General features: G+C 73.2%; 23 protein-coding genes and 1 pseudogene. 6 read left to right on the top strand and 18 right to left on the bottom strand.

From position 1 onward, the window contains the following. Positions 1–25 precede the first annotated feature (25 nt). A complete protein-coding gene (locus OIE12_RS01115) occupies positions 26–889 on the top strand; it encodes a hypothetical protein (RefSeq protein ID WP_329130692.1) in 864 nt (287 codons plus the stop codon). 222 nt (positions 890–1,111) lie between these two features. Here the strand turns inward: OIE12_RS01115 and OIE12_RS01110 are convergent, their stop codons facing one another. Then, on the bottom strand, positions 1,112–1,681 hold the full coding sequence (locus OIE12_RS01110) for a helix-turn-helix domain-containing protein (protein WP_329130689.1): 570 nt from the start codon (positions 1,679–1,681) through the stop codon (positions 1,112–1,114). Between the two features lie 87 nt (positions 1,682–1,768). Between OIE12_RS01110 and OIE12_RS01105 the strand changes: the two genes are divergently transcribed. Beyond that, complete coding sequence (locus tag OIE12_RS01105) at positions 1,769–2,689, top strand: NADP-dependent oxidoreductase (RefSeq protein WP_329130688.1); 921 nt, start codon at positions 1,769–1,771, stop codon at positions 2,687–2,689. 93 nt (positions 2,690–2,782) lie between these two features. On the opposite strand, the pseudogene rph reads toward OIE12_RS01105, so the two are convergent. The 14 genes and pseudogenes from rph to OIE12_RS01035 all read right to left on the bottom strand — a co-directional run bounded on the left by rph (position 2,783) and on the right by OIE12_RS01035 (position 18,163). Then, a pseudogene (gene rph / locus OIE12_RS01100) lies at positions 2,783–5,384 on the bottom strand (rifamycin-inactivating phosphotransferase). A gap of 149 nt (positions 5,385–5,533) precedes the next feature. Beyond that, entirely contained in the window at positions 5,534–6,700 is a 1,167-nt protein-coding gene (locus OIE12_RS01095) for an NAD(P)/FAD-dependent oxidoreductase (RefSeq protein ID WP_329130686.1), read from the bottom strand. Between the two features lie 192 nt (positions 6,701–6,892). Next, entirely contained in the window at positions 6,893–7,096 is a 204-nt protein-coding gene (locus OIE12_RS01090) for a hypothetical protein (protein WP_329130684.1), read from the bottom strand. Positions 7,097–7,157: 61 nt separating this feature from the next. Then, on the bottom strand, positions 7,158–7,712 hold the full coding sequence (ssuE, locus tag OIE12_RS01085; RefSeq protein WP_329130682.1) for an NADPH-dependent FMN reductase: 555 nt from the start codon (positions 7,710–7,712) through the stop codon (positions 7,158–7,160). Between the two features lie 57 nt (positions 7,713–7,769). Further along, a complete protein-coding gene (locus OIE12_RS01080) occupies positions 7,770–8,549 on the bottom strand; it encodes an alpha/beta hydrolase (RefSeq protein WP_329130680.1) in 780 nt (259 codons plus the stop codon). A gap of 1 nt (position 8,550) precedes the next feature. Further along, positions 8,551–9,585, bottom strand: a complete 1,035-nt coding sequence (locus OIE12_RS01075; protein ID WP_329130679.1) for an LLM class flavin-dependent oxidoreductase — start codon at positions 9,583–9,585, stop codon at positions 8,551–8,553. Between the two features lie 32 nt (positions 9,586–9,617). After that, a complete protein-coding gene (locus OIE12_RS01070) occupies positions 9,618–10,958 on the bottom strand; it encodes an NtaA/DmoA family FMN-dependent monooxygenase (RefSeq protein WP_329130676.1) in 1,341 nt (446 codons plus the stop codon). Between the two features lie 24 nt (positions 10,959–10,982). Further along, a complete protein-coding gene (locus tag OIE12_RS01065; RefSeq protein ID WP_329130674.1) occupies positions 10,983–11,828 on the bottom strand; it encodes an ABC transporter ATP-binding protein in 846 nt (281 codons plus the stop codon). After that, a complete protein-coding gene (locus OIE12_RS01060; RefSeq protein WP_443053733.1) occupies positions 11,825–12,712 on the bottom strand; it encodes an ABC transporter ATP-binding protein in 888 nt (295 codons plus the stop codon). The genes OIE12_RS01065 and OIE12_RS01060 overlap by 4 nt, the downstream gene beginning before the upstream one ends. Further along, positions 12,709–13,599, bottom strand: coding sequence for an ABC transporter permease (locus tag OIE12_RS01055; RefSeq protein ID WP_329130672.1), 891 nt, complete (start codon positions 13,597–13,599; stop codon positions 12,709–12,711). The genes OIE12_RS01060 and OIE12_RS01055 overlap by 4 nt, the downstream gene beginning before the upstream one ends. Before the next feature lie 3 nt (positions 13,600–13,602). Next, positions 13,603–14,631 (bottom strand): ABC transporter permease, encoded by a 1,029-nt coding sequence (locus tag OIE12_RS01050; RefSeq protein ID WP_329130670.1) that lies wholly within the window; start codon positions 14,629–14,631, stop codon positions 13,603–13,605. 34 nt (positions 14,632–14,665) lie between these two features. Then, positions 14,666–16,237, bottom strand: coding sequence for an ABC transporter substrate-binding protein (locus OIE12_RS01045; protein WP_329130668.1), 1,572 nt, complete (start codon positions 16,235–16,237; stop codon positions 14,666–14,668). Between the two features lie 487 nt (positions 16,238–16,724). Next, positions 16,725–17,738: a DsbA family oxidoreductase gene (locus OIE12_RS01040; RefSeq protein ID WP_329130666.1), complete on the bottom strand. Its 1,014-nt coding sequence runs from the start codon at positions 17,736–17,738 to the stop codon at positions 16,725–16,727. Next, on the bottom strand, positions 17,735–18,163 hold the full coding sequence (locus OIE12_RS01035; RefSeq protein ID WP_329130664.1) for an RrF2 family transcriptional regulator: 429 nt from the start codon (positions 18,161–18,163) through the stop codon (positions 17,735–17,737). The genes OIE12_RS01040 and OIE12_RS01035 overlap by 4 nt, the downstream gene beginning before the upstream one ends. A 138-nt stretch (positions 18,164–18,301) precedes the next feature. Between OIE12_RS01035 and OIE12_RS01030 the strand changes: the two genes are divergently transcribed. Together OIE12_RS01030 and OIE12_RS01025 are read left to right on the top strand one after the other, a co-directional pair. Continuing rightward, positions 18,302–18,820, top strand: coding sequence for a cupin domain-containing protein (locus tag OIE12_RS01030; protein WP_329130663.1), 519 nt, complete (start codon positions 18,302–18,304; stop codon positions 18,818–18,820). Positions 18,821–18,985: 165 nt separating this feature from the next. Continuing rightward, a complete protein-coding gene (locus OIE12_RS01025) occupies positions 18,986–20,008 on the top strand; it encodes an aldo/keto reductase (RefSeq protein WP_329130662.1) in 1,023 nt (340 codons plus the stop codon). 3 nt (positions 20,009–20,011) lie between these two features. On the opposite strand, the gene OIE12_RS01020 is transcribed toward OIE12_RS01025, so the two are convergent. After that, the gene (locus tag OIE12_RS01020; RefSeq protein WP_329130660.1) at positions 20,012–20,653 is read right to left on the bottom strand and encodes a TetR/AcrR family transcriptional regulator; all 642 of its coding nucleotides are present in this window, start codon (positions 20,651–20,653) and stop codon (positions 20,012–20,014) included. 105 nt (positions 20,654–20,758) lie between these two features. On the opposite strand from OIE12_RS01020, the gene OIE12_RS01015 reads away from it, so the two are divergent. Next, on the top strand, positions 20,759–22,318 hold the full coding sequence (locus OIE12_RS01015) for an FAD-dependent oxidoreductase (RefSeq protein ID WP_329130658.1): 1,560 nt from the start codon (positions 20,759–20,761) through the stop codon (positions 22,316–22,318). 65 nt (positions 22,319–22,383) lie between these two features. Further along, positions 22,384–22,875 carry a GNAT family N-acetyltransferase gene (locus OIE12_RS01010; RefSeq protein WP_329141691.1) on the top strand — a complete coding sequence of 164 codons (492 nt, stop codon included), beginning with the start codon at positions 22,384–22,386 and terminating at the stop codon, positions 22,873–22,875. A gap of 15 nt (positions 22,876–22,890) precedes the next feature. Here OIE12_RS01010 and OIE12_RS01005 read toward each other — a convergent pair whose 3' ends face one another. Both OIE12_RS01005 and OIE12_RS01000 read right to left on the bottom strand, forming a co-directional pair. After that, complete coding sequence (locus tag OIE12_RS01005; RefSeq protein WP_329130656.1) at positions 22,891–24,027, bottom strand: FAD-dependent oxidoreductase; 1,137 nt, start codon at positions 24,025–24,027, stop codon at positions 22,891–22,893. A gap of 149 nt (positions 24,028–24,176) precedes the next feature. Then, positions 24,177–24,872, bottom strand: a complete 696-nt coding sequence (locus OIE12_RS01000) for a TetR/AcrR family transcriptional regulator (RefSeq protein WP_329130654.1) — start codon at positions 24,870–24,872, stop codon at positions 24,177–24,179. Positions 24,873–24,891 lie beyond the last annotated feature (19 nt).

Below are 24,891 nucleotides of genomic sequence, written 5' to 3'. Positions count from 1 at the left end.
TCCACCGAGGCAAGGAGAGAGCGTCATGCGGTCCACGAGGATGAGGGTGGGAGCAGTGGGGACGGCCGTCGTCATGGGCGGCGTCGCCCTCACGGGATGCGGGAACGACAGCGGCACCGACAGCGGCAGGTCCGCACCTTCGTCGAGCCCGAGTGACGGTCACGCACAGGAGCAGGGGACGACGGCCGTGCGCAGCGCCTACGACAAGACCGCCGAGGCCGGGACGGCGAAGATGAAGGTCGAGGTGAAGGTCGGCGCGAACGGCAAGTCGATCACGACCGACGGCAAGGGCGCGATCGACCTGGACGAGGGCGACAGCGCCATGACCCTCGCCGTCGGGAACAAGACCGTCGAGCAGCGCGTGGTCGATCAGGTCCTCTACCAGAAGCTCCCCGACTCGAAGTCGTCCGGCGACAAGCCGTGGACGAAGGTCGACCTGAAGAAGGCCGCCGAGCGGCAGGGCATGAACCCCCAGCAGGTCGGTGACCCGGCGCAGTCCGTCGCCTATGCGAAGGCCATCACCGACAAGGACGTCTCCAAGGCGGGCACCGAGAAGATCGACGGCGTCAACACCACCGAGTACAAGGTGTCGGTCGACGTCTCGGAGCTGCCCGGCGGCGCCGGGCTCCAGGACCAGCTCGGTCCGACACTGCCGATGCGGATATGGCTCGACGACCAGGGCCGCATCCGTCGCCAGCAGGTCGACCTCACGACCAAGGCCTCCGCGTCCGCACAGTCCGGCAGCGACGCCTCGTCCGAGCGGGTCAAGATCAGTACGACGATGCAGTTCTCCGACTTCGGCACCGAGGTGGACGTGAAGGCTCCGCCGGCCGCCGAGGTCACCGACGCGACAGACCGGCTGCCGCAGAGCGGCCAGGGGCAGGAATGACAGTCCTCCGGCGTGCGGTGTCCTCCTCACCGTCGCTGCTCGGACCGGTGGCCTGCGCGGAGGGGCGGGACTGAACCGACCCTCCGGTGCGAGGTGTGCCTCGCCTCCGATCGAGCACCTCTGCGGTGCATGGAGGGTGGGGGAGCCGTGTCACTCGCCGTCACCCGCGGCGCTGACGGCGCGCCGTCCGATCCGCAGTGGGCGGCGCCGGTGGGCGGCCTTTCACAGGCCGGAAGCGGCGCTCCGCACGGCGTCGAGCGCCTGCCGGGCGAGCGTGCCGAACTCCTCGGTGCCACCGGCCTCGATCCAGCGCTCGTATGCCGTCGCCAGGGCGAGCGCGCCGAGTTGTGCGGCCACCTCGGCGGCGAGGGCGGGCACCCCGCGGTCCGTGACGGCACGGGTCAGTGCGGCGGTCAGATGCAGGCCCTTGAGGGCCTCGCGCTCCTGGAGGTCGGCGTGGGCGTCGATCACCGCGCGCCGGCGCGCGACAAAGGCGTGGCGCTCGGCGGTGAAGATGTCCCGCCCGAGCGCGTCGAGACCGCGCGCGACCGCTTCGAGCGCAGTGGCGGCGGCGGGCGCCGCGGTGATCGCGGCGACGAGCGGCCCGGTGAGCGGGTCCTCGCCGAAGAGCACCGCCCGTTTGTCCGGGAAGTGCCGGAAGAAGGTGCTCTTGGCGAGCCCGGCGCGCTGCGCGATGTCGAGCACGGTCGTGCGGTCGTATCCGCGCTCGTCGAACAGTTCGAGCGCGGCGGCGGCGAGTCGTTGCGCGGCATTGGGTTCCCAGCGAGCCATGGCCACAGCTTACGGGACTTGGTCCCGTCGCGGTGTACAGTGATGGGACCAAGTCTCATCGCTGATCGCGTTGCGTGGAGGTATGTCATGAGTCGAGCCGTTGTGCACGAGACGTTCGGCGGCCCCGAGGTGCTGCGGTGGCGCGAGGTCCCGGAGCCGCACGCCGAGGCCGGCCGGGTCCGCGTCCGCGTGACCGCCGCCGGTCTCAACCCCATGGACTGGGCCCTCACCTCGACGCCCTCGGTGGCGGAGCGGTTCGGGCTCTCCCTCCCGGCCGGCTTCGGCACCGACTTCGCCGGGGTCGTGGACGAGGTCGGCGAGGGCGTCTCCGGGTTCGCCGTGGGCGACCGTGTCCACGGGGGCGCGATCGCCCGCGCCGTCGCCGACTTCGTGGTGGTCGATCCCGCGACGGAGTGGCTGTTCCGCACCCCGGACGAGGTCGGCGACGAGGTCGCCTCCACCCTCTCGGTGGCGGGGCTGACCGCCGCGGCGGCGCTCGCCGCGATCGACCTCAAGGACGGCGACACGGTCCTGGTCGGAGGCGCCGCCGGCGGTGTCGGCGTGCTCACCGTGCAGCTCGCGCGGCGGGCCGGCGCCCGGGTGATCGGCACCGCCTCCGAGGGCACCTTCGGCTTCCTGCGGGAGTTCGGGGTCGAGCCCGTCACCTACGGCCCCGGCCTGGAGGACCGGGTGCGCGCGCTGGCCCCCGACGGCGTGAGCGCGGCCACCGACCTCTTCGGCACGGAGACGGCCGAGGCGGCCCTCGCCCTCGGCGTCCCCGCCGAGCGCATCTCCACGATCGCCGCCGGCACGGACGTACCGGCCGGTGTGCGCCCGACCGGCGGCTTCCAGGCCCGGCCGGAAGACCTGGAGCGGATCACCGCGGCGATCGCCGCGGGTGAGATCACGGTGCCGATCGCGGCGACGTTCCCCGTCGAGCGGCTCCGCGAGGCGGTGCAACTCCAGGCGGGCCGCCACGTCCACGGCAAGGTGGTGGTCACGCTCTGAGGGTCGCTCGCGCCCACGCGGCGGAGCCGCGTGTCGATACAGCCCCGCGCCCTTCCAGGGGCGCGGGGAACCGCGCGATGTCGACCCCGGCCCTCAGTCCAGAATCTCCACGTACCCCCCGCCCCCGTGGACACGAACCCGCTGCCCGTCCCGGATCAACCGCGTCGCCCCCTCCACCCCCACGACCGCCGGCAACCCGTACTCACGAGCGATGACCGCACCGTGCGTCATCAATCCCCCCACCTCCGTCACCAACGCCGCGATCCCCACGAACAACGGCGACCAGCTCGGATCCGTGAACGCCGTGACCAGCACGTCACCCGCCTCCAGCTCGGCCTCCGCCATGTCGTGCACGACCCGGGCGCGCCCCTCGACGGTCCCCGCGGAGACCGGCAGCCCGACGAGGGCCCCCTCCGGCAGCCCTTCCCGCCGGTACACCCCAGCCACGGACTCACCCTCCGAGGTGAGCACCCGCGGCGGCGTGAGCGACTGGTACGACCTAAAGTCCTCCGCCCGCCGCCGGACCAACCGCTCGTCCACCCGCCCCACGCGCACGGCCTCGCGGAACTCCTCGAACGTGAGGAAGAAGACGTCCTCCCGCCCGGTGATCACCCCGGCGGCCACCAGCCGGTCCGCCTCCGCAAGCAGCGCCTGCTTGTAGACGAAGAGACGGCAGACGATGTCGTACTTCGGGTACTCCCGGTATCCGACGAACGTGCGCACCCGGTCGATCATCGCCTTCGTCTCCTCGGCCCTGCGCTCCCCGTCCGGCAGGGCCCGCAGCCGCGCCAGCACGTCCCGCTCCTTGCGCAGCGCCTCCTGCCGCCCCTGCTCGAAGCGCCGCGCGGCGGCGCCGGGCGCGAAGTTCCCGACGTGGTCGAGGAGCGCGGGCAGCAGAGTGGTGGGCCGCTCGCGCCACCGCTCCCGCGTCAGGTCGATCTCGCCGACGCAGCGCATGCCGTACCGGTCGAGGTAGTCCTCCAGCGCGTCACGCACCCGCGCCCCGCCCGGGAGGTCCGCCAGCCGGTCCAGGAAGCCGTCGTCCTCGACGTCCCGCAGGAACGCCACCACCTCCGGACACGGACGGACGACGTCCGCCACGTCGAGCAGCGCGAGGCCCATCTGCGAGGTGATGTTGCCGGGGGCGGACAGGATGAGCGTGTCGGCCGCGTTGCTCTCGCCCAGCCATTCCAGCAGCCGGTCGTTGAGCCACCACGTGGCCTCCATCCCCGCCATGATCACCTGGATGCTCAGCGGATCGGCGAGGACCCGCTTGTGCTCCTTGACGGCCTCCAGCAGGAAGTCGAACAGCGCCGTACCCGTCTTCCCGGCGATGTCGCGGCGCAGGGCGGCGAGGGACGCCCGGCTGCGCTCGACCAGCCCGGTGACGACGGCCGGATCGGTCTCGACCGGAGCGGGCGGGGAACCGCCCCCCCGCCGCCCCCGAGAGAACCGTGTCCGGAAGCGTCGGGACGAAGCCGTCGCGCTCCAGGACGGTCTCCAGCGCGTCCCTGGTCAGCGGATCGGACCTGCCCACCATGTCCAGGAAGGCGGCCCGGCTCGCGGGCGAGGCCAGGCGCGCGGTGCAGTCGACGAACAGCCGTCCGCCGGCCTCGAGCATCGGCGCCATCGCCGTCAGCTGCCACACGGACAGCCCCAGGGGCTTCATGGCGTCGGTCATCATCTGCTGGTGACCGACGGAGAGGTAGACGCGGTTCTCCTCGTCACCGCTCTCGGGGAGGGGGTACAGCGTCGTGATCGGCCGGCTCTGCACGATGCGGAAACCGTCGTCGGTCAGACACCATTCGATGTCCTGCGGACGGCCGAAGTGCGCCTCGATCCGCCGCCCGAGCCGCACGAGTTCGGTGACCTGTGCGTCCGTCAGCGCCGGCAGCTTCTGCCGCTCCGGCTCGATCTCCACCGTCCGCGTACCCCCGCCCGCCACGGCATGCACGGCCCGCTGTTTGACGCCGATCGACCGGGCGACGACCTCGCCGTGCCGCACCGTGAACACGTCCGGGTTCACCAGGCCGGACACCAGGGCCTCGCCGAGTCCGAAACCGGCGTCCACGGTGGCGACCGTACGGTTGCCGGTGACCGGGTCGGCCGTGAACAGGACGCCGGCCGCCTCGGGCACGACCATCTTCTGCACGACCACGGCCATGCGGACCGCCCGGTCGTCGATGCCCTGCTGCCGGCGGTAGGCCACGGCCCGCTCGGTGAACAGCGAGGCCCAGCACCCGCCGACGTACCGCAGGACCTCCGCGGGCCCCAGCACGTTGAGGTACGTGTCCTGCTGGCCGGCGAACGAGGCCGTCGGCAGGTCCTCCGCGGTCGCGCTGGACCGCACGGCGTACGCGGCCTCCTCGCCGGTCCGCGCGAGCGCACTCGTGACCGCCGCGGCGACCTCGTCCGGCAGGGGCGTCTCCTCGATCGCCCGGCGGACCTTCGCGCTGAGCGTGCGGAGTGCCTCCCGGTCGTCCGGATCGACGCGCGACAGCCGCTCGATCCCGTCCACCACCTCCGGAGCCCCCTCCACCGCCCGCCGGAAGGCCCCGGTCGTCACACAGAAGCCCTCCGGCACCCGAATGCCCTCGACCCGATGCAGCTCGCCCAGGTGTGCCCCCTTGCCACCCACGACCGCGACGTGTTCCCCGTCGACCTCTTCCAGATCCCACACGTACCGCTCGATCACCGCGACAGCTCCGTTTCCGCAGGTAGTGGCCTCGGCCGCAGATTCTGCGGCACGACCGGGGCCTTGCCGCAAGCCCCCCGGTGCGCTATACCTTGAGACAGGCGAGGAGAGCGAACTCCTCGCCTTCGTCGTGTGCCGGGTCGGCCGGGCTACTGCTCGCCCAGTCCCGTCGCGCGGTGGTCCACCTCGAACTCCGCGCGCCGGACGCCGCTGAACCGGGTGGGTCGGAAGTCCCGGAGGAGGTCCTGCTCCTCGTCGGTCGTGAGCTCGGCCGCGACCAGGCGCCCCAGGAGCGGGGCCAGGGTGATCCCGCTGTGCGTGACGAGACAGTAGACGCGGGACTCCGGCGAGGCGTAACCGGCGATGGTGCGGCCGTCCGCGGGCAGTGACCGGAAGCCGACGCGCAGCTCGATCTCCGGTGCCCGGCCGTGGTCGGGCAGCAGGGCCGAGAACCGCCGGGCGAGCGCCCGCGCCACCTCCCCGCCCGCGGTGGGCGGGTCCGCCGGGTCGACGTCGGCGTTGAGGTCGAGGGCCTGTAGGACGGTGTGCCCGTCGGCCGAGGGACGCAGATTGAGGCCGGGGCCGTGGACCACGCAGCGCAGGCCGAGCCGTGGGGACCTGGCGTACCCGAGCAGGCCGACGGGCGCCGCCCCGCGACCGGTCTCCGTCACCATGGGGACGTCGATCCCGGCCCGCGCGGCGAGCCCCTGCGTCCAGCGGCCCGCCGCGAGGACGACCCGGTCGGCCGTACGGGTCTCGCCCCCGGCCAGGGTGACGGCCACGCCGTCGGGCCCCTCGTCGACGGCCACCACCTCGGCGGTGGCGTAGGTGGCCCCGTGCCGGGTGGCGTCCGCCAGCAGGGCGCGCACGAAGCGGTCGGGCAGTACGTAGCCCTCGCCGGGGAAGTGCGCGACGGCCGTGAGGTCGGCCGGGACACGCAGCGGACCGGCGATCCGCGTCGCCTCCTCCCGCGTGACCCAGCGGGCCGGGTAGCCGAGCGACCGCAGCCGCTCCACGTTGTCGGCGAGCCACCGCTCGTTGGCGGCGTCCGCCCATTGCAGCGCGCCGCTGGGGAAATAGGAGGGCGGGCCGGGCAGTCGGCCGACCAGTCCGGCGTGCTCACCCATGCCCGCGACGTTGAGCCGGTGGTAGGCGGGGTCGGGCTTCCGGCTGGAGTTGACCCAGGCGAAGGTGGTCGCGGTCGTCCCCGTGCCGGCGCCCCGCCGGTCGAGCAGGGACACGTCCACGCCGGCCAGGGCGAGCCGCCTCGCGACACTCACGCCCAGGACGCCGGCACCTATGACGATGATCCTCATGGTCTGCGTGTCTCCCTTCCCACCGCTGCTCCACGTACGGCAGTCGGCGAGCGCGTCCCGGTCGCCGGTGATGCGGCAGCCCTGGTCGGCAACCCGTCGCCCGAGGGCACCCCGGCGCGAGACGGTATCCACCCGAGAGGAGCGGTCAGCCACGTCCGGTACCGGCGGAGGCCGGTACCGGACGTGGGGCGCTCAGCGGCCATCCTCCGGGGCCGGCCGGCGGTCGGCGAGGCGGTCGGGGTCGGTGAGGTCGCCCGTGCGGGCCTCCGTGCGATGGCCGCGTTGCAGGTAGTCCCGGACGATGAGTTCGACGGCGTCCTGCGGACTGCGCGTACCGGCCAGCAGCATGACCTCGATGGCCAGATCGCTGTCCAGACTGATGGTGACCTTCGCCATGGCACCTCCCGAAGCGCTCCCTCGCGCAGCCTAACCGAGTGGCCGCGGGCCGGGAGGGGGGTCAGGCCGTGGACGCGAGTGCGGGGATGCTGCCGCCGAGGGCGGCGGAGAAGCGGTCCGTCACCTCCTCCAGGGCCCGGGCGGTGGCGGGCGGGACGACGAGGGGGTCGGTGCCGCGGGCGATGTCGCGGTCCAGGGTGAACCAGCCGGGCACGATGTGGGTGGCGCCCATGGAGCTGAGGACCGGGCGCAACGCGTAGTCGATGGCCAGGACATGGGCCTGGCTGCCGCCCGTGGCCAGCGGCAGTACCGTCTTGCCGCTCAGTGCGTACTGCGGGAGCAGGTCGAGCAGCGACTTGAGCAGGCCCGAGTAGGCGGCCTTGTAGACGGGGGTGCCGATCACCACGCCGTCCGCCCGCGCGAACAGCTCGGCGACGGTGGTGAGGGCCGGGTGCCGGAGGTCCGCGCCGAGCAGGACGTCGGCGGGCAGGGTGCGCACCTCCAGCGGTGTCACCTCGTGGCCCTGCTGCCGCAGACGTTCGTCGAGGTGACGCAGGAGCCGGGTGGTGCGGGAGGTGGGGGAGGGGCTTCCGGAGACGGAGAGGATGGCGGCCATGGCGTTGCCTTTCAGGACGGCGGGAGAAGAGGGAAGTGCGGCGCGGTACGCGGCCGTTCACCACGCACTGGAATCCACGGTGACCAGCGGCCGCAGGCCGTTGCGGAGGATCTCCAGGAAGCCGACGAGCTCGGCGGCCACCGAGCGGTGCTGGAGGTCGTTGAGGACGTCGTGGTGGGCGCCGTGGACGACCGCGAGGCGGGCCCGCGGCAGGGACTTGGCCGTGCGGCGCAGGCCCTCGTGGTCGGCCAGGGGGTCGGCGTCACCGGCGAGGAGCAGGACCGGCAGGTCGGTGGACACGTCCTGGACCGCCGCCAGCAGGGCGTCCGGCAGGGCGTCGCCGAGCGAGCCGCGCCGCACGTCCGGGTCGTCGGTGAGCGTGCCCCGGTGGGTGGGGCAGGAGGTGCGCACGTCGAGCTCGTCCTCCCAGCTCCCGGTGGCGCCCGCGCCCTGCCCCGGCAGGCCGGCCAGGACCAGCGCGTCCGGCCGTACGGCGGGCGCGGTCCCCGCCGTGCCGAACAGCGCGGCCACGGCGACGGCCCCCGAGTCCGCGCCGACGACCACGAGCGGCCGTACGACACCGTCGTCCCCGGCGGCGTCGTCCGGGGCGGTGTCCTCGACGGCGGCGGCGATCCGTACGCCGGACTCCGTCAGCGCGGCGGTGTCGTCCGCGTCGAGGACCGGCGCGTCCAGGACGCGGACGCGGTAGGCGTCCACGGCCAGCCGCCTGCCGAGGCGGCCGTACGTCGCCCGGGTCTCGCCGCGGCCGGGGACCACCACGACCGTGCCGCGCACCCGCAGGCCCCGCGGTGCGAAGTAGTCGCTGTACTCGGTCATGTCAGACTCCTGCGGGTGCGGGATCGGCGGTGTGCGCGGGCGCCCAGCCCAGGGCGGGCGCCACCTCGGTGGCGATGAGTTCCAGGGCGCGCACGGCCGCGTCGTGGTCGACGACGGCGGGGTTGAACTGGGCGATCAGATCCGTCGCGACGGGCAGCACCTTCTCCTGCCGCAGCGCCGCGACGATCTCCTCGGGATGGCCATGGAAGGCGTGGAAGCGCCGCAGCGCCTCCTCGGCGGACAGCCCCTTGGGGAACGCGCCGGACTCGGCCATGCGCAGCGCCGCCCGGTGGACGTCCTCGCCGATGTGGCGCAGCGCGGTGCGCCGGTCCTTGGCCGGGAAGACGAAGCGGGACAGGCCGATGCGGGGGCGGGCCGGCCGGTCCCAGGCCGCGAGGTAGGCGTCGGCCCAGGGCCGCTGCACCTCGTCGGTGGGGGCGTCGAAGCCGTAGGCCGCCCGGTTCAGCAGCAGTTGGGAGCCGCCCGCGGCCGCGTGCCCGGCGCCCTCGGCGCTGAACACGCCCTGCCAGATCCGCCCCTCGAAGTCGCCGGGCGGCGGCTGGATGCGGAACCCGGGCGTGCCGACCTCCTGGCCCGCCAGGGCCCGGCGCAGGATGTCCAGGTGGTCGCTGGTCAGTTCGCGTTTGCGGGCGACGTCCCGGCCGAAGGCCGCGTACTCGACGGCGCTGGACCCGCTGCCCACCCCGATCTCCACCCGGCCGCCGCTGAGGGTGTCGACGGTGGCGACGTCCTCGGCGAGCCGGAGCGGGTCCTCCAGCGGGAGGACGGTGATCGCGGTGCCGAGCCGGATGCGGGAGGTGCGGGCGGCCGCGTGGGCGAGGAAGGTCCACGGCGAGGACAGCCCGCCGCCGTGGAGGGCGACATGGTGCTGCGCCACCCAGCCGATGTCGAAGCCGAGTTCGTCGGCGGCGGTGAACAGTTCCTGCGCGTTGCGGTAGGTGCGGGCGAAGTCGTCGTCCCGGCCCTGGACATGGGTGAGGAAGCCGAGCCGGAAACGGGGTCTGTCACTGGTCATGGGCGTGCCTCTCTCCTGCGGAAGGCCGGACCTCAGCGGGCCGCGACCGCGTGCGCGCGGCTGTGCCGGTTGGCGGGGACGGGCAGGCCGAGGTTGCCGCGCAGGGTGTCGGCGGTGTACTCGGTGCGGAACAGGCCGCGCTTCTGCAGCAGCGGGACCACGCCGTCGACGAAGAGGTTCAGTTCCTCCTCGGTGCGGAAGGCGAGGTTGATGCCGTCGAAGGTGCCGGCGTCGAACCACCGCTCGATGGCGTCGGCGACGGTGCGCGGGTCCCCGACGAACGGCGACTTCCGGAACTGGTTGACCGACTCCGTGACCTGACGCAGCGTCAGGTTCTCCGTCCGGGCCCGCTCGATGAGCTTCGCGGCTCCCGTGCGGCCGCCCTTCTCGGCCAGGTGGGCGACGTCCGGGAAGGGCGCGTCCAGGTCGTGCACGCTGAAGTCGTAGGCCCCGAAGGAGCGGCCGAGCAGCGCGAGGTTGCGTGCGAAGTCGTTGTCCTCCTCGAAGATCTCCCGCTCGCGGCGCCGGGCGGCCTCGTCGGTGGCGGCGACGACCGGACTGCCGTGAATGAAGATCTTGATGTGGTCGGGGTCCCGGCCGTAGGCGGCGGTGCGCCTCTTGATGTCGGCGTAGTACTCCCGCGCCTGCTCCAGGGTTCCGCCGGGCGCGTAGATGCCCTCGGCGACCTGGGCGGCCAGGTCGCGGCCCTCCTCGGAGACCCCGGCCTGGAAGATCACCGGCTGGCCCTGCGGGGAACGGGACAGGTTCAGCGGCCCGGCCACCGAGAAGTGCTCGCCCACGTGGTTCAGTTCGTGCAGCTTGTCCGGGTCCAGGAACACGCCCCGCTCGACGTCGGCGGGGAAGGCGTCGTCCTCGTAGGAGTCCCACAGCCCCCGGGCGACCTTGACGAACTCCAGGGCGCGGCCGTAGCGGGTGGCGTAGTCGAGGTGTTCGTCGAGGCCGAAGTTGCGGGAGGTGCCGGTGTCGAAGCTGGTCACCACGTTCCAGCCGGCCCGGCCGCCGCTGATGTGGTCCAGGGAGGCGAACCGGCGGGCGAGGTTGAACGGCGAGTTGTACGTCGAACTCGCCGTGCCCACCAGGCCGATGTGCCGGGTGTGGGTGGCCACCGCCGACAGCAGCGTCAGCGGTTCGAGGCGGTTGAGGTAGTGCGCGGGGTAGGTCGCGTTGATGAACTGGCTGTCGACGATGAACAGGGCGTCGAACAGGGCGTGTTCGGCCGCCTGGGCCTGCCGGATGTAGTAGTCGATGTCGATGCTGGCGTTCTTCGCGACGCGCGGGTCCTTCCACAGGCCGTGCTGGCCGGGGCCGCCGACGCCGTAGGGGTGGAGGGCGAGGTGGAGGGTGCGGGGCATGACTGCCGTCCTTTCGTCGTGGGTTCAGGCGTGCAACAGCGCGCGCAGGGCGTCGCGTTCGGCGCGGTCCGCCGGTGCGTCGTGCAGGGTGGGCGCGGAGCCGAGGAGCAGCCGCGTGTAGGGGTGTCGCGGGGCGCCTACGACGTCCCGGGTGGGGCCCGTCTCGACCAGCTCGCCCCGGTACAGCACCGCGACGCGGTCGGCGACGCCGGCGACGGAGCCCAGGTCGTGGGAGATGAACACCAGGGCCACGCCGTCGGCGCGCAGTTCCTCGAGGATCCGCAGGACCTGGACGCGATTGGCCGAGTCCAGCGCGCTGACCGGCTCGTCGAGGATGACCAGCCGCGGCCCGGTGACCAGGGCGCGGGCCACCGCGACCCGCTGGCGCTGTCCGCCGGACAGTTCGCCCGGCAGCCGGACGAGGAGCTCCTCGTCGAGGTGGACGCGGGGCAGGAAGGCACGCACCCGGGCCGCCGCCTCCTCGCGGCCCGCGCCGCCGATGAGCAGCGGCTCGGTGAGGGAGTCCTCGATGCTCAGGTCCGGGTCGAGACTGCGCAGCGGGTCCTGGAAGACGTACTGGATCACGCCCCGGCGGCGCAGGGCGCGCCACTGGCGGGTGCCGTACGAGGTGACGTCCTCGCCGTCGACGGTGAGGGTCCCGGCCGAGGCGCGGACGAGGCCGAGGGCGGCCCGTGCGAGGGTGGACTTGCCCGAGCCGGTCTCGCCGATGAGGCCGACGGTCTCGCCCGGGGCGACGCTCAACGAGACGCCGTGCAGGGCACGTCGGCGCCGGCGGCGCGGCCCGTAGTGCACCTGAAGTCCCTCGATCTCGAGGACCGGCCCGGCCGGAGGTGTGGTGTCGCCGCTCATGCGTCCTCCTCGGTGGTGAGGAACTTCTCCAGGCCGTACTGCTGGTGCTCGGCGATCAGCAGCCGGGTGTACGCGTGGCGCGGACGGTGCAGCACCTCCTCGGTGGGCCCCTGCTCGACCACCTCGCCCTGCCGCATGACGAGCACCTCGTCGCACAGCTGGGCGACGACGGCGAGGTCGTGGGAGACCACCACGAGAGCGAGGCCGGTGTCCGCGCGCAGATCAGCCAGCAGGTCGAGGATCTCCGCCTGGACGGTGACGTCGAGCGCGGTGGTGGCCTCGTCGGCGATCAGGATGCGCGGGCCGGCGGCGACGGCCGCCGCGATGAGGACCCGCTGCAGCATGCCGCCGGAGAGCTCGAACGCGTACTGGGAGTAGACCAGTTCGGGCTCCCGCAGGTGCACGGCCCGCAGCAGTTCCAGTGCCCGGTGCCGGGCCTCGCGCCGCCCCGCGCCCTTTTTGACCCGGATCACCTCGGCGACCTGTCTGCCGACGGGGATCGAGGGGTTGAGGTAGGAGGAGGGGTCCTGGAAGACGGCGCTGATCGTGCTGCCCCGCAGGGCCGTCCACTCGCCGGGCGTCAGTCCGCCGATGTCGCGGCCCTCGATCTCGACCGAGCCGCCGGTGATCTCGAAGTGCGGGGGCAGGATGCCCAGCGTGGCCCGGCAGGTGAGGGTCTTGCCGCTGCCGGACTCGCCGACGATGCCGACCGTCCGGCCGGGGGCGAGGGTGAAACTCACCCCGTGGACGATCTCGCGGCCGCCGGCCCGGTCGCTGATGCGCACATCCCGCACGGACAGCGCGGGAGCCGTTGCCGGCATCGTGGGACCGGACCGTGCCGGGGCGCGGCGGCCGGCGCGCGGGTTCTGGGACAGGGTGCTCATCGTGCGCCTCCGGCGGGAGCGGGGTCGGCCCCGTCGAACCGGTGCGCGCGAGCCCGGCGGCTGAGGAGCAGCGCGCGCCCGGCCTCGCCGGAGACGTCCCGCAGGGCGTCGGCGAGGACGTTGCAGGCCCAGACGGTGACCATGATCAGGAGTGCGGGGGCGAGCGGCGCCCACGGCCGCTGGCTGAGATAGCCCAGGTCGGAGGCGAGCAGTCCGCCCCAGGTGGGTGCGGGCGGCTGCACACCGATGCCGAGGAACGTCAGGCTCGAGACGATCACGAAGCCGACGCCGATGGTCTGCGCGAGCGCCACCGCGATCGGCGGCAGCACCTTGGCCCAGACGTGCCGGCGGACGACCCGGCCGACGCCGGCACCGGCGATGAGCGCGGCCTCGACGTACGGCGAGCGGGCCACCGCCAGCGTGGCGGCGCGGGAGACCCGGTAGAACAACGGCGAGACCAGCGCCCCGGTCACCAGCATCGCCTGGGTGATGCCGTTGCCGAGCAGGGCGACGACGGCGACCGCGAACAGCAGGAAGGGCAGGGCGACCAGGGTGTCGGCCAGCCGCAGGGTGATCCACTCGAAGGTCCGGCCGAGATACACCGACAGGATCCCGGGAACCACCCCGACCACGAGCGCGGTCAGCGCCACCTCCAGCGAGCCCAGCACGCTGACCCGGGAGCCGTGGAGCAACCGGCTCAGCACGTCCCGGCCCAGATAGTCGGTGCCCAGCCAGTGGGCGGCGGACGCGGGGGCCAGGGTGTGGTCGCCCGCGGCCAGCGGGTCCTGCGGGGCGAGCAGCGGGCCGAACACCGCGAGCAGGGCGATCACCGCGAGCACGGCGACGGCGATACGGCCGGACGGCAGGGAGAGCACACGGCGCACCACGGCTCACACCCCCCTCTGCGAGGCCGGCGTCACACGCGCCAGCACCAGGTTGACGACGAGGTTGAACGCCACGACGAGCACGATCGACACGACCAGCACCCCCTGGACGGCGGGCACGTCACCGGCCTGCGCGGAGTCGTTGGCGAACCGGCCGAACCCCTGGAGACCGAAGATCCACTCCGTGACGACGGAGGCACCCACGAGCGAGGGGAACTTCAGGCCCAGCGTCGCCAGCGCCGGGCCGAGACCGTTGCGCAGGACATGGGTGAAGAAGATCCGGCGCGGACTCAGCCCCCGCACCAGCGCGCCGGTCACGTAGTTCTCGCGGTAGGCCGCGATGAGACTGGTGCGCAGCTGGCGGGCCACGTCGGCGACGACGTCGAAGCTCAGGGCGACGGCGGGCAGCGTGATGTGGGCGAGCCACGGGCCGATGCCCTGCTCCGGCTCGACGTACCCGGCGGAGGGGAACAGCCCGAGACCGACCGCGAAGACCGCCACCAGGACGATCCCGACCACGAAGGCCGGCATCACGGAGATCACCGTGACGAAGCCGGTGACCGCGCGGTCGATCCAGGTGGTGCGGCGCAGCGCCGCGAGCGTGCCCAGGGCGAAGCCCGCGACGACGCCGATGAGCAGGGCGAACGTGGCCACCGACAGGCTGACGCCGAGGCCGAGTCCGATGAGGGTGGAGATGTCGGCGCCGTTGGTCCAGCTCGCGCCGAGCCGGCCGTGCAGCACGCCGCCGATCCAGTCGCCGTACTGCACCAGGAACGGGCGGTCGAGGCCCCACTGGGACTCGACCCGGGCGATCGCCTCGGGCGTGGCCTCCTCGCCCAGCTGGATGCGCGCCGGGCTGAGCCCGCTGAGCGAGCGCAGCGCGAACGTCACGAAGGTCGCGACCAGGAAGACGGGCACGAAGATCGCGACCGACCGGGCGACGGTGGCCAGGACGCGGCCCAGGGCGTGCCGCGCCCGGGCCGCGGCGGCCGTACGACGGCCGGTGGGCGGGGACGGTGACGCTGTCGCCGTCATGATGCCTCCTCTCGTGGGTGGGCTGTGCGGGGAGTCAGTTGCCGCCGATGGTCACGCCGGTCCAGTCGATGTGGGCCGGGTTCTTCGGCAGGTCGGAGACGGCAGTGCTCTTGGCGATGAGGTTGGGCTGGGAGTAGGTGAAGACCAGCGCCTTGCTCTCCAGCCCGGCCCGGGTCGCCGCGCGCAGCACCTCGGCGTAGTCCGGCGAGTTCAGCGGCGTCTCGCGCACCTTGGCCGCGGCCGCCTCGAAGCCGGCCGGCTCGTAGGGGGAACTGAGGTTGAGCGGACCGTCGGGGCCGAAGTGGGCGGTGAGCGTCTGCAACGCCGAGTCGCGGCCGGTCGTCCCGTACAGCGAGAACGTCAGGTCCTTGGCGAAGAACGGCGTCGCCCAGTTTTTGTCGATCTTGATGGTGACCTTGATGCCGACCTTGGCGAGCTGCGACTGGACGATCTCCGCCTGCGGGTCCTCGGCCGGGATGACCAGGTTGAGCTTGATGTCACCGGCCTGGTAACCGGCCTCGGCGAGCAGCTTCCTGGACTTCGCCGGGTCGTAGGGGTAGGCGTCGGCCGACGCCGGGTCGTAGGCGACGTAGCCCTTCGGGAAGGGCTGGTCGGTGGCCTCGCCGTAGCCGAAGGTCAGCTTGTCGACGAACTCCTCGCGGTTGATCGCGTACCGGACGGCGTCGACGACCTTGTCGTTGGTGAACGGCGCCTTGTTGACGTTCAGGCTGATGTTGGAGGCGTTGAAGCCCGGCTGCACGAAGACGTCGAGTCCGGCCTTCTTGGCGGCCCCCGCCTGACTGGGGTCGATGTCGGCGAAGTTGTAGACGCCGGTCCGCAGCCCGGAGACGACGGTGGAGACGTCGGGCGCGGAGGTGAGTTCGACGTTGTCGATGTGGATGTTCTTCGCGTCCCAGTAGTCGGGGTTCTTCTTCAGCACCGCCTTGGTGCCCGGGACGATCTGCGTGACGACGAACGGGCCCGCGCCGACCGGCTTCTGATCCAGCGCGCTCGCGTTCTTCGCCGCCTTGGGGCTGGCGATCTGCAGCACGCGCTCGCCGAGCAACTGCGGGATCTGGTAGTCGACCTGACTGAGATGGATGACCGCGTCGAGTCCCTTCGCGTCCACCGACGTGATGGACGTCAGGTCGCCGAAGAGCGCGGAGTTCTTCTGCTTCTTGGCGCGTTCGACGGCGGCCTTCACGGCGGCGCCGTTCACCGGTTCGCCGTCGCTGAATGTCAGCCCGGGCCGCAGATGGAAGGTGATCTCGTCGCCCCTGGCGTTGTACTTCCAGCTCTTGGCCAGGTCGGGGACGGCGTTGCCCTTCTCGTCGGTGCGGGTCAACGAGGCGTAGACCAGGGCCAGTTCGCGGAACTGGGCGCCACTGCCGCCGACCACCGGGTCCCAGTGGGCGGGGAAGTAGGAGGAAGCCCACTTCAGCGTGGCCGTACCGCTCGCGGCGGCGGTGTCGCCGCCGCAGGCGCTCAGGGCAGGAGTGGCCACGGTGACGAGGACGGTGCCCAGGGCGGCGGCGCGCACCCGGTTCCGTCGGGTGGGGCGCGGGCCGGGACCGCGGCGGGTGAGGTGTGCGAGGCGTGCGAACATCGCGGAATCCTTTTTCGGGGGCGCGGGCCGCAGCGCGCCACGGCGGCGTCGTCGTACGCCGGGGCGGGCAGGGCGGGGCATGCCCGGTGGGTGTGGTGCGCACGGGGGCACACCGCACCGAGGGGGCACTCGGAAGCGCTCAGGGCATGAGGAGGTTGACGTCACGCGGGCGGGAGCCGGCGGACGGGGAGAACGAGGAGAACGGCCGGGCCGGGGACACGGTGTTCGAGAACGGGCGCCGTGCGGCGGAGCGGCGCGAAGGCCGGTGCCGGCGGGGGGAGTGGCGGGCGCCGGGGAGCCGTGGGCGGCGGGCGGTCAGCGACAGAGGGCGCTACAGGTGCGCCGCAGGTCCACGTAGCGGCACACCACACCGGGGTGCGTCGTAAGCATGGTGCTCATCCTGCGGTGAGCCGTGACCGGCTGTCAATGGACACTAAAAGGTGTCTCATTGGGCGGGACGGGCCGCCGCCGGGGGCCGACAGGCTGGTCAGGGGCCCGGCGGGGGAGCGGGGCGGGTGGCCGGGTGGGTGGCCTGGTGGGTCGCCGCCTCGTCCGGATGGAGCCACAGCGGTCCCCCGGCGGTGTCGATCCGCACGGCCCCCGCAGGCGGCCACGCCCCGCTCGTCAGCAGCGCGCGCTCCGGTCCGGTCAGACTGCGGTACCGGGCGAGGGCGGCTTCGGCCGGCAGGGGCGCGGGGTCCGCCGGGAGCCCCGGCCGCACTGCCTCGACGGCGCGGGCGTACTCCTCGTACGGCCGCCAACCGGGCACCGCTCGCAGGGTGCCCGCGGAACGGACGAGCAGTGTGGGCAGCGCGTAGCGGTGCCCGCCGTCCGGGGTCTCCTTGGCGGCGCCGGGGTGCGGGGAGCCGCCGTCGGCGGACAGTACCTGGGGTACCGGCCGGCGGGCCTCCGCGTGGTCGGCGCGCACCCCGTCCCGTACGGCGTCGGAGGCCGCGTCGGCGGCGAGCCGCTCCGGGTCCAGGCCCGGCACGCCCCGCACCGCCGCGAGGGCCAGGGCGGGGGAGTCGGCGGGCTCGCCGAGGACGAAGACGGTCTCGCGCAGCCGCCGCAGCACCCGGTCGGCGACCTCGTGGCCCTGCGCCTCGGCCGCCTTGGCGACGAGCGAGGCGGGCCAGGAGCTCGCCGCCACCCGGCGCAGCCGGAACGGCCGGGGCGCGTGGGTGTGCCGGGCGATGTCCTCGACGTAGCGCGCGTACCAGCGGGTCTCCGCGGCCGGGTCGGGGGCGGGGTCGTCGTCGTGGTCGAACAGGATGCAGTACACGCGACGCCAGCGGACCCGGCCGTCGAGTGCCGCGCGCAGCCTGCGCAGCACGGGCTCCGAACCCCAGGCCCACGGACACAACGGGTCGGTGTACTCGACGACTTCGACCGTCTCGGCCGGTGTCGTACGGCTCACCGCATCGGCCGGTGTACGGCCCGCGCCCTCGGCCGGCGCGCGGCCCCTCCCCTCGGCCGGTGCGCGGCCCGCCGCTTCGGTCATGCGGCTCCCTTCTCGGTGGCGCCGCCGCTTTCGGGCAGCAGCGAGGTGAGCGTCGTGGCGCGCAGCAGGGCGGCGGCCTCGTCCTCGATCCGGCGCCACACCCCGGGCAGCCCGGCGGCGGGTCCCGGGTAGTCGAGCCCGGTCAGCGGCTCGCCCCGGAGGGTGAGCAACTCCCCGTCCACGGCGTGCGTGACGTCGAGGAGCGTGATGTCGCCGGCGGGCCGGCCGAGCCAGTACCCGCCCTCGCAGCCGCGCTGGCTGCGGACCAGACCGGCCCTGCGCAACTCGCCCACGACGGACTTCAGGAAGCGGAACGGGATCTGCTGCGAGGAGGCGATGGCCTCGCACGTCAGGGGGCGGGAAGGTTCGCGGGCGAGCTCCAGCAGGGCCCGCGTGGCGTAGTCCGCCTTCGCGGAGATATGCATGCGCTCATGATGCCCGACGAGGCGGCCGGCACGGGGGCTACTGAGGCCTCCACTGCTTTATTGCGGGAACATTGCCGCAGGTGAAACGTAATGGACACCTCTTGACATCCTTTTTCGGACAGCCCTAGCGTCCAAGCCATGAGCGAGCCGTTGACCACCCCCGGCGAAGGTTTCCACCCCCACCTCGGTGACGCGGCGGGAGAGCCACCGGCCCCCCTGCGCACGCGACTTCACCACGTCCGCGCCGACGCCCTCGACGGCGGGACCGCCCAGACCTCGGGCATGCGCAGGTTCGCCGCCATCAGCGGGAAGACGGTCGGCTCCGAGAAGCTGTGGATGGGCCAGACCCATGTCGCCCCCTCGACCTCCTCCTCCGATCACCATCACGGCGAGTCCGAGACCGCCATCCACATCGTCAGCGGTCACCCCGAGTTCGTCTTCGTCGACGACTCCGGCCCGCGGCCGGAAGAGGTGCGGCTGCGCACCGCGCCCGGGGACTACATCTTCGTCCCGCCGTTCGTCCCGCACCGCGAGGAGAACCCCGACCCCACGGAGGAAGCCGTGGTCGTCATCGCCCGCAGCACCCAGGAGGCGATCGTGGTCAACCTCCCGCACCTCTACGCGCTGGGACAGGAGGGTGACGCCACGCGGCGGTGACTGTGCACCCGGTCCGCGCGAAGACACCGCGCCGGGGCTCCCGATAGCGAAGCGGAAAAGCTTTCCGTATAGTCGAAACGGAAAGCTTTTCCGCTTCGCCGTGCGTGCCTGCCCATGCCCGGGCACCGCCGTGCGGCGTTTCCGACACCCACCGGGAGTCACACCATGCGATACCGCCCCCTCGGCCGGACCGGGATCAAGGTCAGCCCCTACGCCCTGGGCACGCTGATGTTCGCCACCCGGATCGGCAACCCCGACCCCGCGGACTCCGTGCGCATCATTCACAAGGCCCTCGACGCGGGCATCAACGTCATCGACACCGCCGACGCCTACGGCGACGCGGAAGAGGTCGTCGGCAAGGCGCTCAAGGGCCGCCGTGACGACGTCGTCCTCGCCACCAAGGCCGGCCGGCCCATGGGCGGCGACCCCAACCAGCAGGGCACCTCCCGCCGTTGGATCACCACCGCCGTCGAGAACTCGCTGCGCCGCCTGGACACCGACCGCATCGACCTCTACCAGATCCACCGGCCCGACCCGGACACGGACGTCGAGGAGACCCTCGCGGTCCTCACCGACCTGGTCCGCGCCGGGAAGATACGCGCCTTCGGGGCCTCGAACACCCCGCCCTCGGACATCGTCGCCGCCCAGTGGACCGCCGAACGCCGCGGCCTGATGCGCTTCCGCACCGAACAGCCGCCGTACTCGATCCTCAACCGGGGCGTCGAGCGCGAGGTGCTGCCCCTGGCGGAACGCTTCGGAATGGGCACCCTGGTGTGGGGGCCGTTCGGCCAGGGGATGCTCACCGGCCGCGTCCGCAAGGGCCGGCCCAACGACCTGCGCCGCGCCCACCTGTTCAGCCACCTCAACGACGAGCGCCGCATCGACGTCGTCGAACGGCTGCTGCCGGTCGCCGAGGAGGCGGGCCTGCCGATGACCCACCTCGCCCTGGCCTTCACCCTCGCCCACCCCGGCGTCACCAGCGCCCTCATCGGCCCCCGCACCATGGCCCACCTCGACGACCTCCTCGCCGGGCTGGACGTCACCCTCGGCGACGACGTCCTCGACCGCATCGACGAGATCGTCCCGCCCGGCACCGACGTCGGCACCCTCGACCAGGCGTACGACCCGCCCGCGCTGGGCACCCCCCGCCTGCGCCGCCGCCCGCTCGACGAGCGCTCGGCCGCCTGACGGTCAGCCCCGGCGCCGGGGAGCCGGGGGAGGAGGCGTCCGCCCGCCGCGGACGAGGGGCAGGAAGACGTCGTCGACGATGGCCTCGACGCGGGCGGGCTCCGGCGGCCGGGCGTGCATCAGAAGATCGTGCCGTACCAGGTCGAACGGCATGGCGAGCACGGCCGCGGGGACGCGTGCGAGGTCGATCTCCCCGCGGTCGTGAGCGCGTTGGTAGAGGACCCGGACGGTCGGCAGCGACTGGCTTCCCGTGACCTTTTCGCGGGCCTGCGCCACGGTGAGACCGGTGTCGGTCAGCAGCCCCGAGAAGGCGGTGGCCGCGGCGACGGCGAAGAAGGCGGCGCGTGCCTCGCCGAGGCCCGTCAGATACGCGAGCAGGTCGCCGCGCAGCTCGCCGGTGTCGGGGACCGCGACCGGATGGGTCTCGCGGTAGTGCTCCATCGCGGCCAGTACGAGCTGGTCCTTGTTGGCCCAGCGCCGGTAGAGCACGGCCTCGCTGGTACGCGCGCGGACGGCGATGGACTCCATCGTCAGCCGGGCGTACCCCGTCTCGACCAGCTCCTCCCACGCGGCGGCGAGCAGCGCGGCCTCCAGCTGCTTGCCGTGCCGGCGGCGGCGGACGGGTGCGGACGCCTCTGTGCTCATGGTCCAACGATAGAAAGGCTCTCCTGTCTTGGCAATCGTCGCCGCCTGCCCCTAGGCTGCTTAGAAAGCAATTCCTTCCTTACGAGCGTGGCACGCGGAGGCGAGATGACCGGGACGACGAGCACGACACCGCCGGCGCGGGGGCGCGGCGCGCCGGAGGCGCTGATCGTCGGCGCGGGCCCGACGGGCCTGACGCTGGCCTGCGAACTCGCCCGCCGCGGCGTCCCGTTCCGGCTGATCGAGGCATCCCCCGGCCCGCAGCGCGAATCCCGCGGCAAGGGCATCCAGCCGCGTTCCCTCGAGGTGTTCGACGACCTCGGCATCGTCGACCGCGTGCTCGCGCGCGGCCGTACGGGCATGCCGTTCCGCTCGACGGCCCCCGACGGCCGGGTGACGGTGGCCGGCGGCGGCACCCCGGAGGCCCGCTCCGACATCCCCTACCCGACGACCCTGATCACGCCCCAGTGGCGCATCGAGGAGACGCTCCGCCTGCGGCTGGCCGAACTCGGCGGCGCCGTCGAGTTCGGCACCGCACTCACCGGCTTCGACCAGTCGGACACGGGCGTCACGGCGGTGCTGGCCAGGGGCGGCGAGACCGAGACGGTCACCGCGCACTGGCTGGTCGGCTGCGACGGCGGCCACAGCACCGTCCGCAAACAGGCCGGCATCCCCTTCGTGGGCGAGACCCGTGAGGAGGTGCGGATGATCGTCGCCGACGTCGCGGCCGACGGCCTCGACCGCGACGCCTGGCACACCTGGCGGCACGAGGAGGGCCTCCTCGGCCTCTGCCCGCTGCCCTCGACCGGCGTCTTCCAGTACCAGGCCGCCCTCGCGCCGGGAGAGGACCCGGGGCTGGGCCTCGCCCACCTCCAGGCGATCCTGGAGCGGCGCAGCGGCCGCACCGACATCCGTCTCCACGAGCCGGAGTGGTCCTCGCTTTGGCGCGCCAACATCCGCCTCGCCGACCGTTACCGGCAGGGCCGCGTCCTCCTCGCCGGCGACGCGGCGCACATCCACTCGCCCGCCGGCGGCCAGGGCATGAACACCGGCATCCAGGACGCGCACAACCTCGGCTGGAAGCTCGCGGCGGTCGCGAAGGGCGCCCCGGCGGCGCTGCTCGACACCTACGAGGCCGAGCGACGGCCGGTCGCCGCCGGCGTCCTCGCGCTCTCGAACGACCGCCTCAGGCAGGCGATCGAGCAGAAGGACCTGCCCACCCGCCGCGACGCGCGCACGACACAGCTCGCCGTGGGCTACCGCGGCTCCGCCCTCGCACACGACGACCGCGACGGGGCCGCCCCGCTCCGCGCCGGCGACCGCGCCCCCGACGCGACCGGACTGACGACGACGGACGGCGAACGCCGGCTGTTCGACCTCACCCGCGGCGGCCATTTCACCCTGCTGGACTTCGGCACGGGCCCGGCGCCCGGGACTTCACCGGACGGCCCCGCCACGGCGGCCCTCCCGTACGAGCTCAGGACCCTGCACGTCGTCGAGGACCCGGCCGGCCCCGACGACGTCGCCGACACCAAGGGCCGTCTCGCCGACGCGTACGCCGCGACCGACCGCACCCTTGTACTGATCCGGCCCGACGGCCACATCGGCGTGATCTCCGACGCCGGCGACGTCTCCACGGTGTGGGACCACCTGGTGGTGAAGGGCTGAGCCCCGGTCCCCCGTGTTTCCATGGCGCGGTGAACGAGGCGAACGAGGCGGGGGTCCGGCTGCGGATGCGGACCGAGGACGACGTCGAGACATGCGTACGGGTGCTGGAGCGCGTCCATCATTCCGACGGCTATCCGGTGAACTGGCCCGAGAAGCCCGCCGCCTGGCTGGCGGGCACCGCCCCGCTGGGTGCCTGGGTCGCCGAACGCGACGGGCGCCTCGCCGGCCATGTCGGCCTGTCCCGGAGCGGTGCGGGGGACCTGGCTCCCGGTCTGTGGAGCGGGCGGAACGGCACGGACGAGGCCCGGACGGCAGTGGTCGGCCGGCTCTTCGTCGCCCCCTGGGCCAGGGGACACGGCATCGGCGCACTGCTCCTCGGCCGGGCCGTGCGGGAGGCGCGCCGCCGTGGCCTGCACCCGGTGCTGGACGTCGTGGCCTCCGACACCGCCGCGGTGGCCCTGTACACACGGCTGGGCTGGGAGCTGCTGGCCACCGTCGAGCAACGATGGGGCCCGTCGCAGCCGGTGACCGTGCACTGCTACGCCGCGCCGCCGTGACCGTACCCGGATCCTTCAGGACGCCGCCGACGTGAAGAACTCGGCCATCCGCTCCAGGCTCCGCTCGCCGAACATCATCTCCAGGCTCGCGGCGGACTCGGCGGCGGACGCCTCGCTGCGCGGGAACATCGCCTCCTCGTACGCGGTCAGGGCGGCCTCGGTGTCGCCGGGGCGGGCGGCGAGGGCCAGGGCGAGTTCGGCGCCGTCGAACAGGGCGAGGTTGGCGCCCTCGCCCGCGAACGGCGACATCAGGTGGGCGGCGTCGCCGAGCAGCGTCACGCCCGGGACGCGCTGCCAGCGGTGCCCGGCGGGCAGGGCGTGGATACGGCGCGGGGTGATCGTGTCCGCGTCGGCGACCAGGCCGCGCAGCCCCTCGTCCCAGCCCTCGAAGTGGGTGAGGACGGCGGCCTTGGCGGCGGCCGGGTCGGCGAAGTCGACCGTGTCCAGCCAGCCTTCGTCGGCCCTGAGTGCCGCGTAGACGTGGAGGCTGCCGTCGGTCTCCCGGTGCGCGAGGAGACCGCGCGCGTCTCCCAGGGCGAAGAAGAACCCGCCGCCGACGATGTCGGCGCCGCGCGGATGCCGGGTGTCGGCCTCGAACAGGTCGGTCTCGACGAAGGAGATGCCGGTGTAGGCGGGCCGGGCGTCCGAGAGGAGCGGCCGGATCCGGGACCAGGCGCCGTCCGCGCCGATCAGGAGGTCGGTGGTGAGGGCCGAGCCGTCGGCGAACGTCACCTCGTGGCGCCCGCCGCCCAGCGGCCGGGCCGCGGTGACCTTGCGGCCCCAGTGGACGGTGCCCTCGGGCAGCGAGCCGAGCAGCAGATCGCGCAGGTCGCCGCGGTCCACCTCCGGACGGTCGCCGGACTCGTCGTCCTCCGCCGCCACGTGCACCGTGCCGTCGGGGCCGAGCAGCCGCATGGCCTGACCGCCCTCGTGGACGAGCGCGCGGAAACCGTCGTACAGACCGGCCGCGTGCAGCGCCTTCTGCCCGTTCTCCGCGTGGATGTCGAGCATGCCGCCCTGCGTACGGGCCGCGGCCGACGCCTCCAGTTCGAAGATCGCCGACTCGATGCCGTGGACGTGCAGGACGCGGGCGGCGGTCAGGCCGCCGAGGCCGCCGCCGATGATCGCGACGGGGAAGTGCGGGGTGCTCATCGGAACCTCCGGACGGGAAGGGGGAAACGCCGGGGGAGTGCCCGTGGGCTCCGGCTCCCTTCGAGCGTAACGAACATGTTCGTGACGAACAAGTTCGTCATGGCTATCGCCGATCCCGGGCGGACCTCTGGAGGGAGGGGCGCCCGGGTTCAGCCCTCCGCGCCCGGCACCGGCGTGTGCGTGATGCCGTTGACGAGGACGTCGAAGCTCCAGCGCATCCGGTCCTGCGCGGGGCCGTCGATCAGCGCGGGCATGTGCGCGGCGATCGACGGATACGTGGCCTCGCCCGCGGCACGGAACGCGCGCACGGTCGCGTTCCAGTCCTCCTCGAAGGCGGGGTCGTCCTCGTGCGCCCCGTGCTCGGCGGCGCCGGCCGTCGCGGCCTGGAGCAGTACGTCCACCCCCCAGGCGACCTGGGCGCGGGCGGCACCGCTGCGCGAGAGAAGGTCGAGGATGCGCTCCACGAGGCGCAGATAGTTCTCGCCGCTCGGCCGGGCGATGAGCGCGGACCGGGCGAGCTGCGGCTGCGCGAACAGCACCAGGGTGTACGACGTCATGACCGCGCGGAGCTGCTCGCGCCAGTCGTCACCGCCCTCCCGTCCGGTCAGGTCGACCTCGCCGAGCAGGGCGTCCAGCACGGCCGCGTGCAGCTCGGCGGTGTTGGCGACGTAGACGTACAGCGAGGCCGGACCGGTGTCCAGCTCCTGCGCCAGCCGGCGCATGGTGACCTTGTGGAGCCCCTCCGCCCGCATGATCCGCACGGCGGCGTCCACGATCGCGGGCCGCGACAGGGCGGGCTTCGCCGGACGCTCCCGGCGGCTGATCGGCTCTCGTCTCGCAGTCATGACGGCGATCGTAACGAAC

Source organism: Streptomyces sp. NBC_00670 (assembly GCF_036226765.1).
Classification (GTDB): domain Bacteria; phylum Actinomycetota; class Actinomycetes; order Streptomycetales; family Streptomycetaceae; genus Streptomyces.
This window is presented reverse-complemented; position numbering and strand designations above follow the sequence as displayed.

Excerpts from the sequence above, each read along its gene's own strand:
- OIE12_RS01025 (WP_329130662.1), top strand. The coding sequence starts at position 18,986 with ATGCGATACCGCCCCCTCGGCCGGACCGGGATCAAGGTCAGCCCCTAC.
- OIE12_RS01030 (WP_329130663.1), top strand. The coding sequence starts at position 18,302 with ATGAGCGAGCCGTTGACCACCCCCGGCGAAGGTTTCCACCCCCACCTC.
- OIE12_RS01105 (WP_329130688.1), top strand. The coding sequence starts at position 1,769 with ATGAGTCGAGCCGTTGTGCACGAGACGTTCGGCGGCCCCGAGGTGCTG.
- OIE12_RS01020 (WP_329130660.1), bottom strand. The coding sequence starts at position 20,653 with ATGAGCACAGAGGCGTCCGCACCCGTCCGCCGCCGCCGGCACGGCAAG.
- OIE12_RS01005 (WP_329130656.1), bottom strand. The coding sequence starts at position 24,027 with ATGAGCACCCCGCACTTCCCCGTCGCGATCATCGGCGGCGGCCTCGGC.
- OIE12_RS01110 (WP_329130689.1), bottom strand. The coding sequence starts at position 1,681 with ATGGCTCGCTGGGAACCCAATGCCGCGCAACGACTCGCCGCCGCCGCG.
- OIE12_RS01115 (WP_329130692.1), top strand. The coding sequence starts at position 26 with ATGCGGTCCACGAGGATGAGGGTGGGAGCAGTGGGGACGGCCGTCGTC.
- OIE12_RS01010 (WP_329141691.1), top strand. The coding sequence starts at position 22,384 with ATGCGGACCGAGGACGACGTCGAGACATGCGTACGGGTGCTGGAGCGC.
- OIE12_RS01015 (WP_329130658.1), top strand. The coding sequence starts at position 20,759 with ATGACCGGGACGACGAGCACGACACCGCCGGCGCGGGGGCGCGGCGCG.
- OIE12_RS01060 (WP_443053733.1), bottom strand. The coding sequence starts at position 12,712 with ATGAGCACCCTGTCCCAGAACCCGCGCGCCGGCCGCCGCGCCCCGGCA.
- OIE12_RS01090 (WP_329130684.1), bottom strand. The coding sequence starts at position 7,096 with ATGGCGAAGGTCACCATCAGTCTGGACAGCGATCTGGCCATCGAGGTC.
- OIE12_RS01065 (WP_329130674.1), bottom strand. The coding sequence starts at position 11,828 with ATGAGCGGCGACACCACACCTCCGGCCGGGCCGGTCCTCGAGATCGAG.
- OIE12_RS01040 (WP_329130666.1), bottom strand. The coding sequence starts at position 17,738 with ATGACCGAAGCGGCGGGCCGCGCACCGGCCGAGGGGAGGGGCCGCGCG.
- OIE12_RS01075 (WP_329130679.1), bottom strand. The coding sequence starts at position 9,585 with ATGACCAGTGACAGACCCCGTTTCCGGCTCGGCTTCCTCACCCATGTC.
- OIE12_RS01070 (WP_329130676.1), bottom strand. The coding sequence starts at position 10,958 with ATGCCCCGCACCCTCCACCTCGCCCTCCACCCCTACGGCGTCGGCGGC.
- OIE12_RS01000 (WP_329130654.1), bottom strand. The coding sequence starts at position 24,872 with ATGACTGCGAGACGAGAGCCGATCAGCCGCCGGGAGCGTCCGGCGAAG.
- OIE12_RS01095 (WP_329130686.1), bottom strand. The coding sequence starts at position 6,700 with ATGAGGATCATCGTCATAGGTGCCGGCGTCCTGGGCGTGAGTGTCGCG.
- OIE12_RS01045 (WP_329130668.1), bottom strand. The coding sequence starts at position 16,237 with ATGTTCGCACGCCTCGCACACCTCACCCGCCGCGGTCCCGGCCCGCGC.
- OIE12_RS01035 (WP_329130664.1), bottom strand. The coding sequence starts at position 18,163 with ATGCATATCTCCGCGAAGGCGGACTACGCCACGCGGGCCCTGCTGGAG.
- OIE12_RS01080 (WP_329130680.1), bottom strand. The coding sequence starts at position 8,549 with ATGACCGAGTACAGCGACTACTTCGCACCGCGGGGCCTGCGGGTGCGC.
- ssuE (WP_329130682.1), bottom strand. The coding sequence starts at position 7,712 with ATGGCCGCCATCCTCTCCGTCTCCGGAAGCCCCTCCCCCACCTCCCGC.
- OIE12_RS01050 (WP_329130670.1), bottom strand. The coding sequence starts at position 14,631 with ATGACGGCGACAGCGTCACCGTCCCCGCCCACCGGCCGTCGTACGGCC.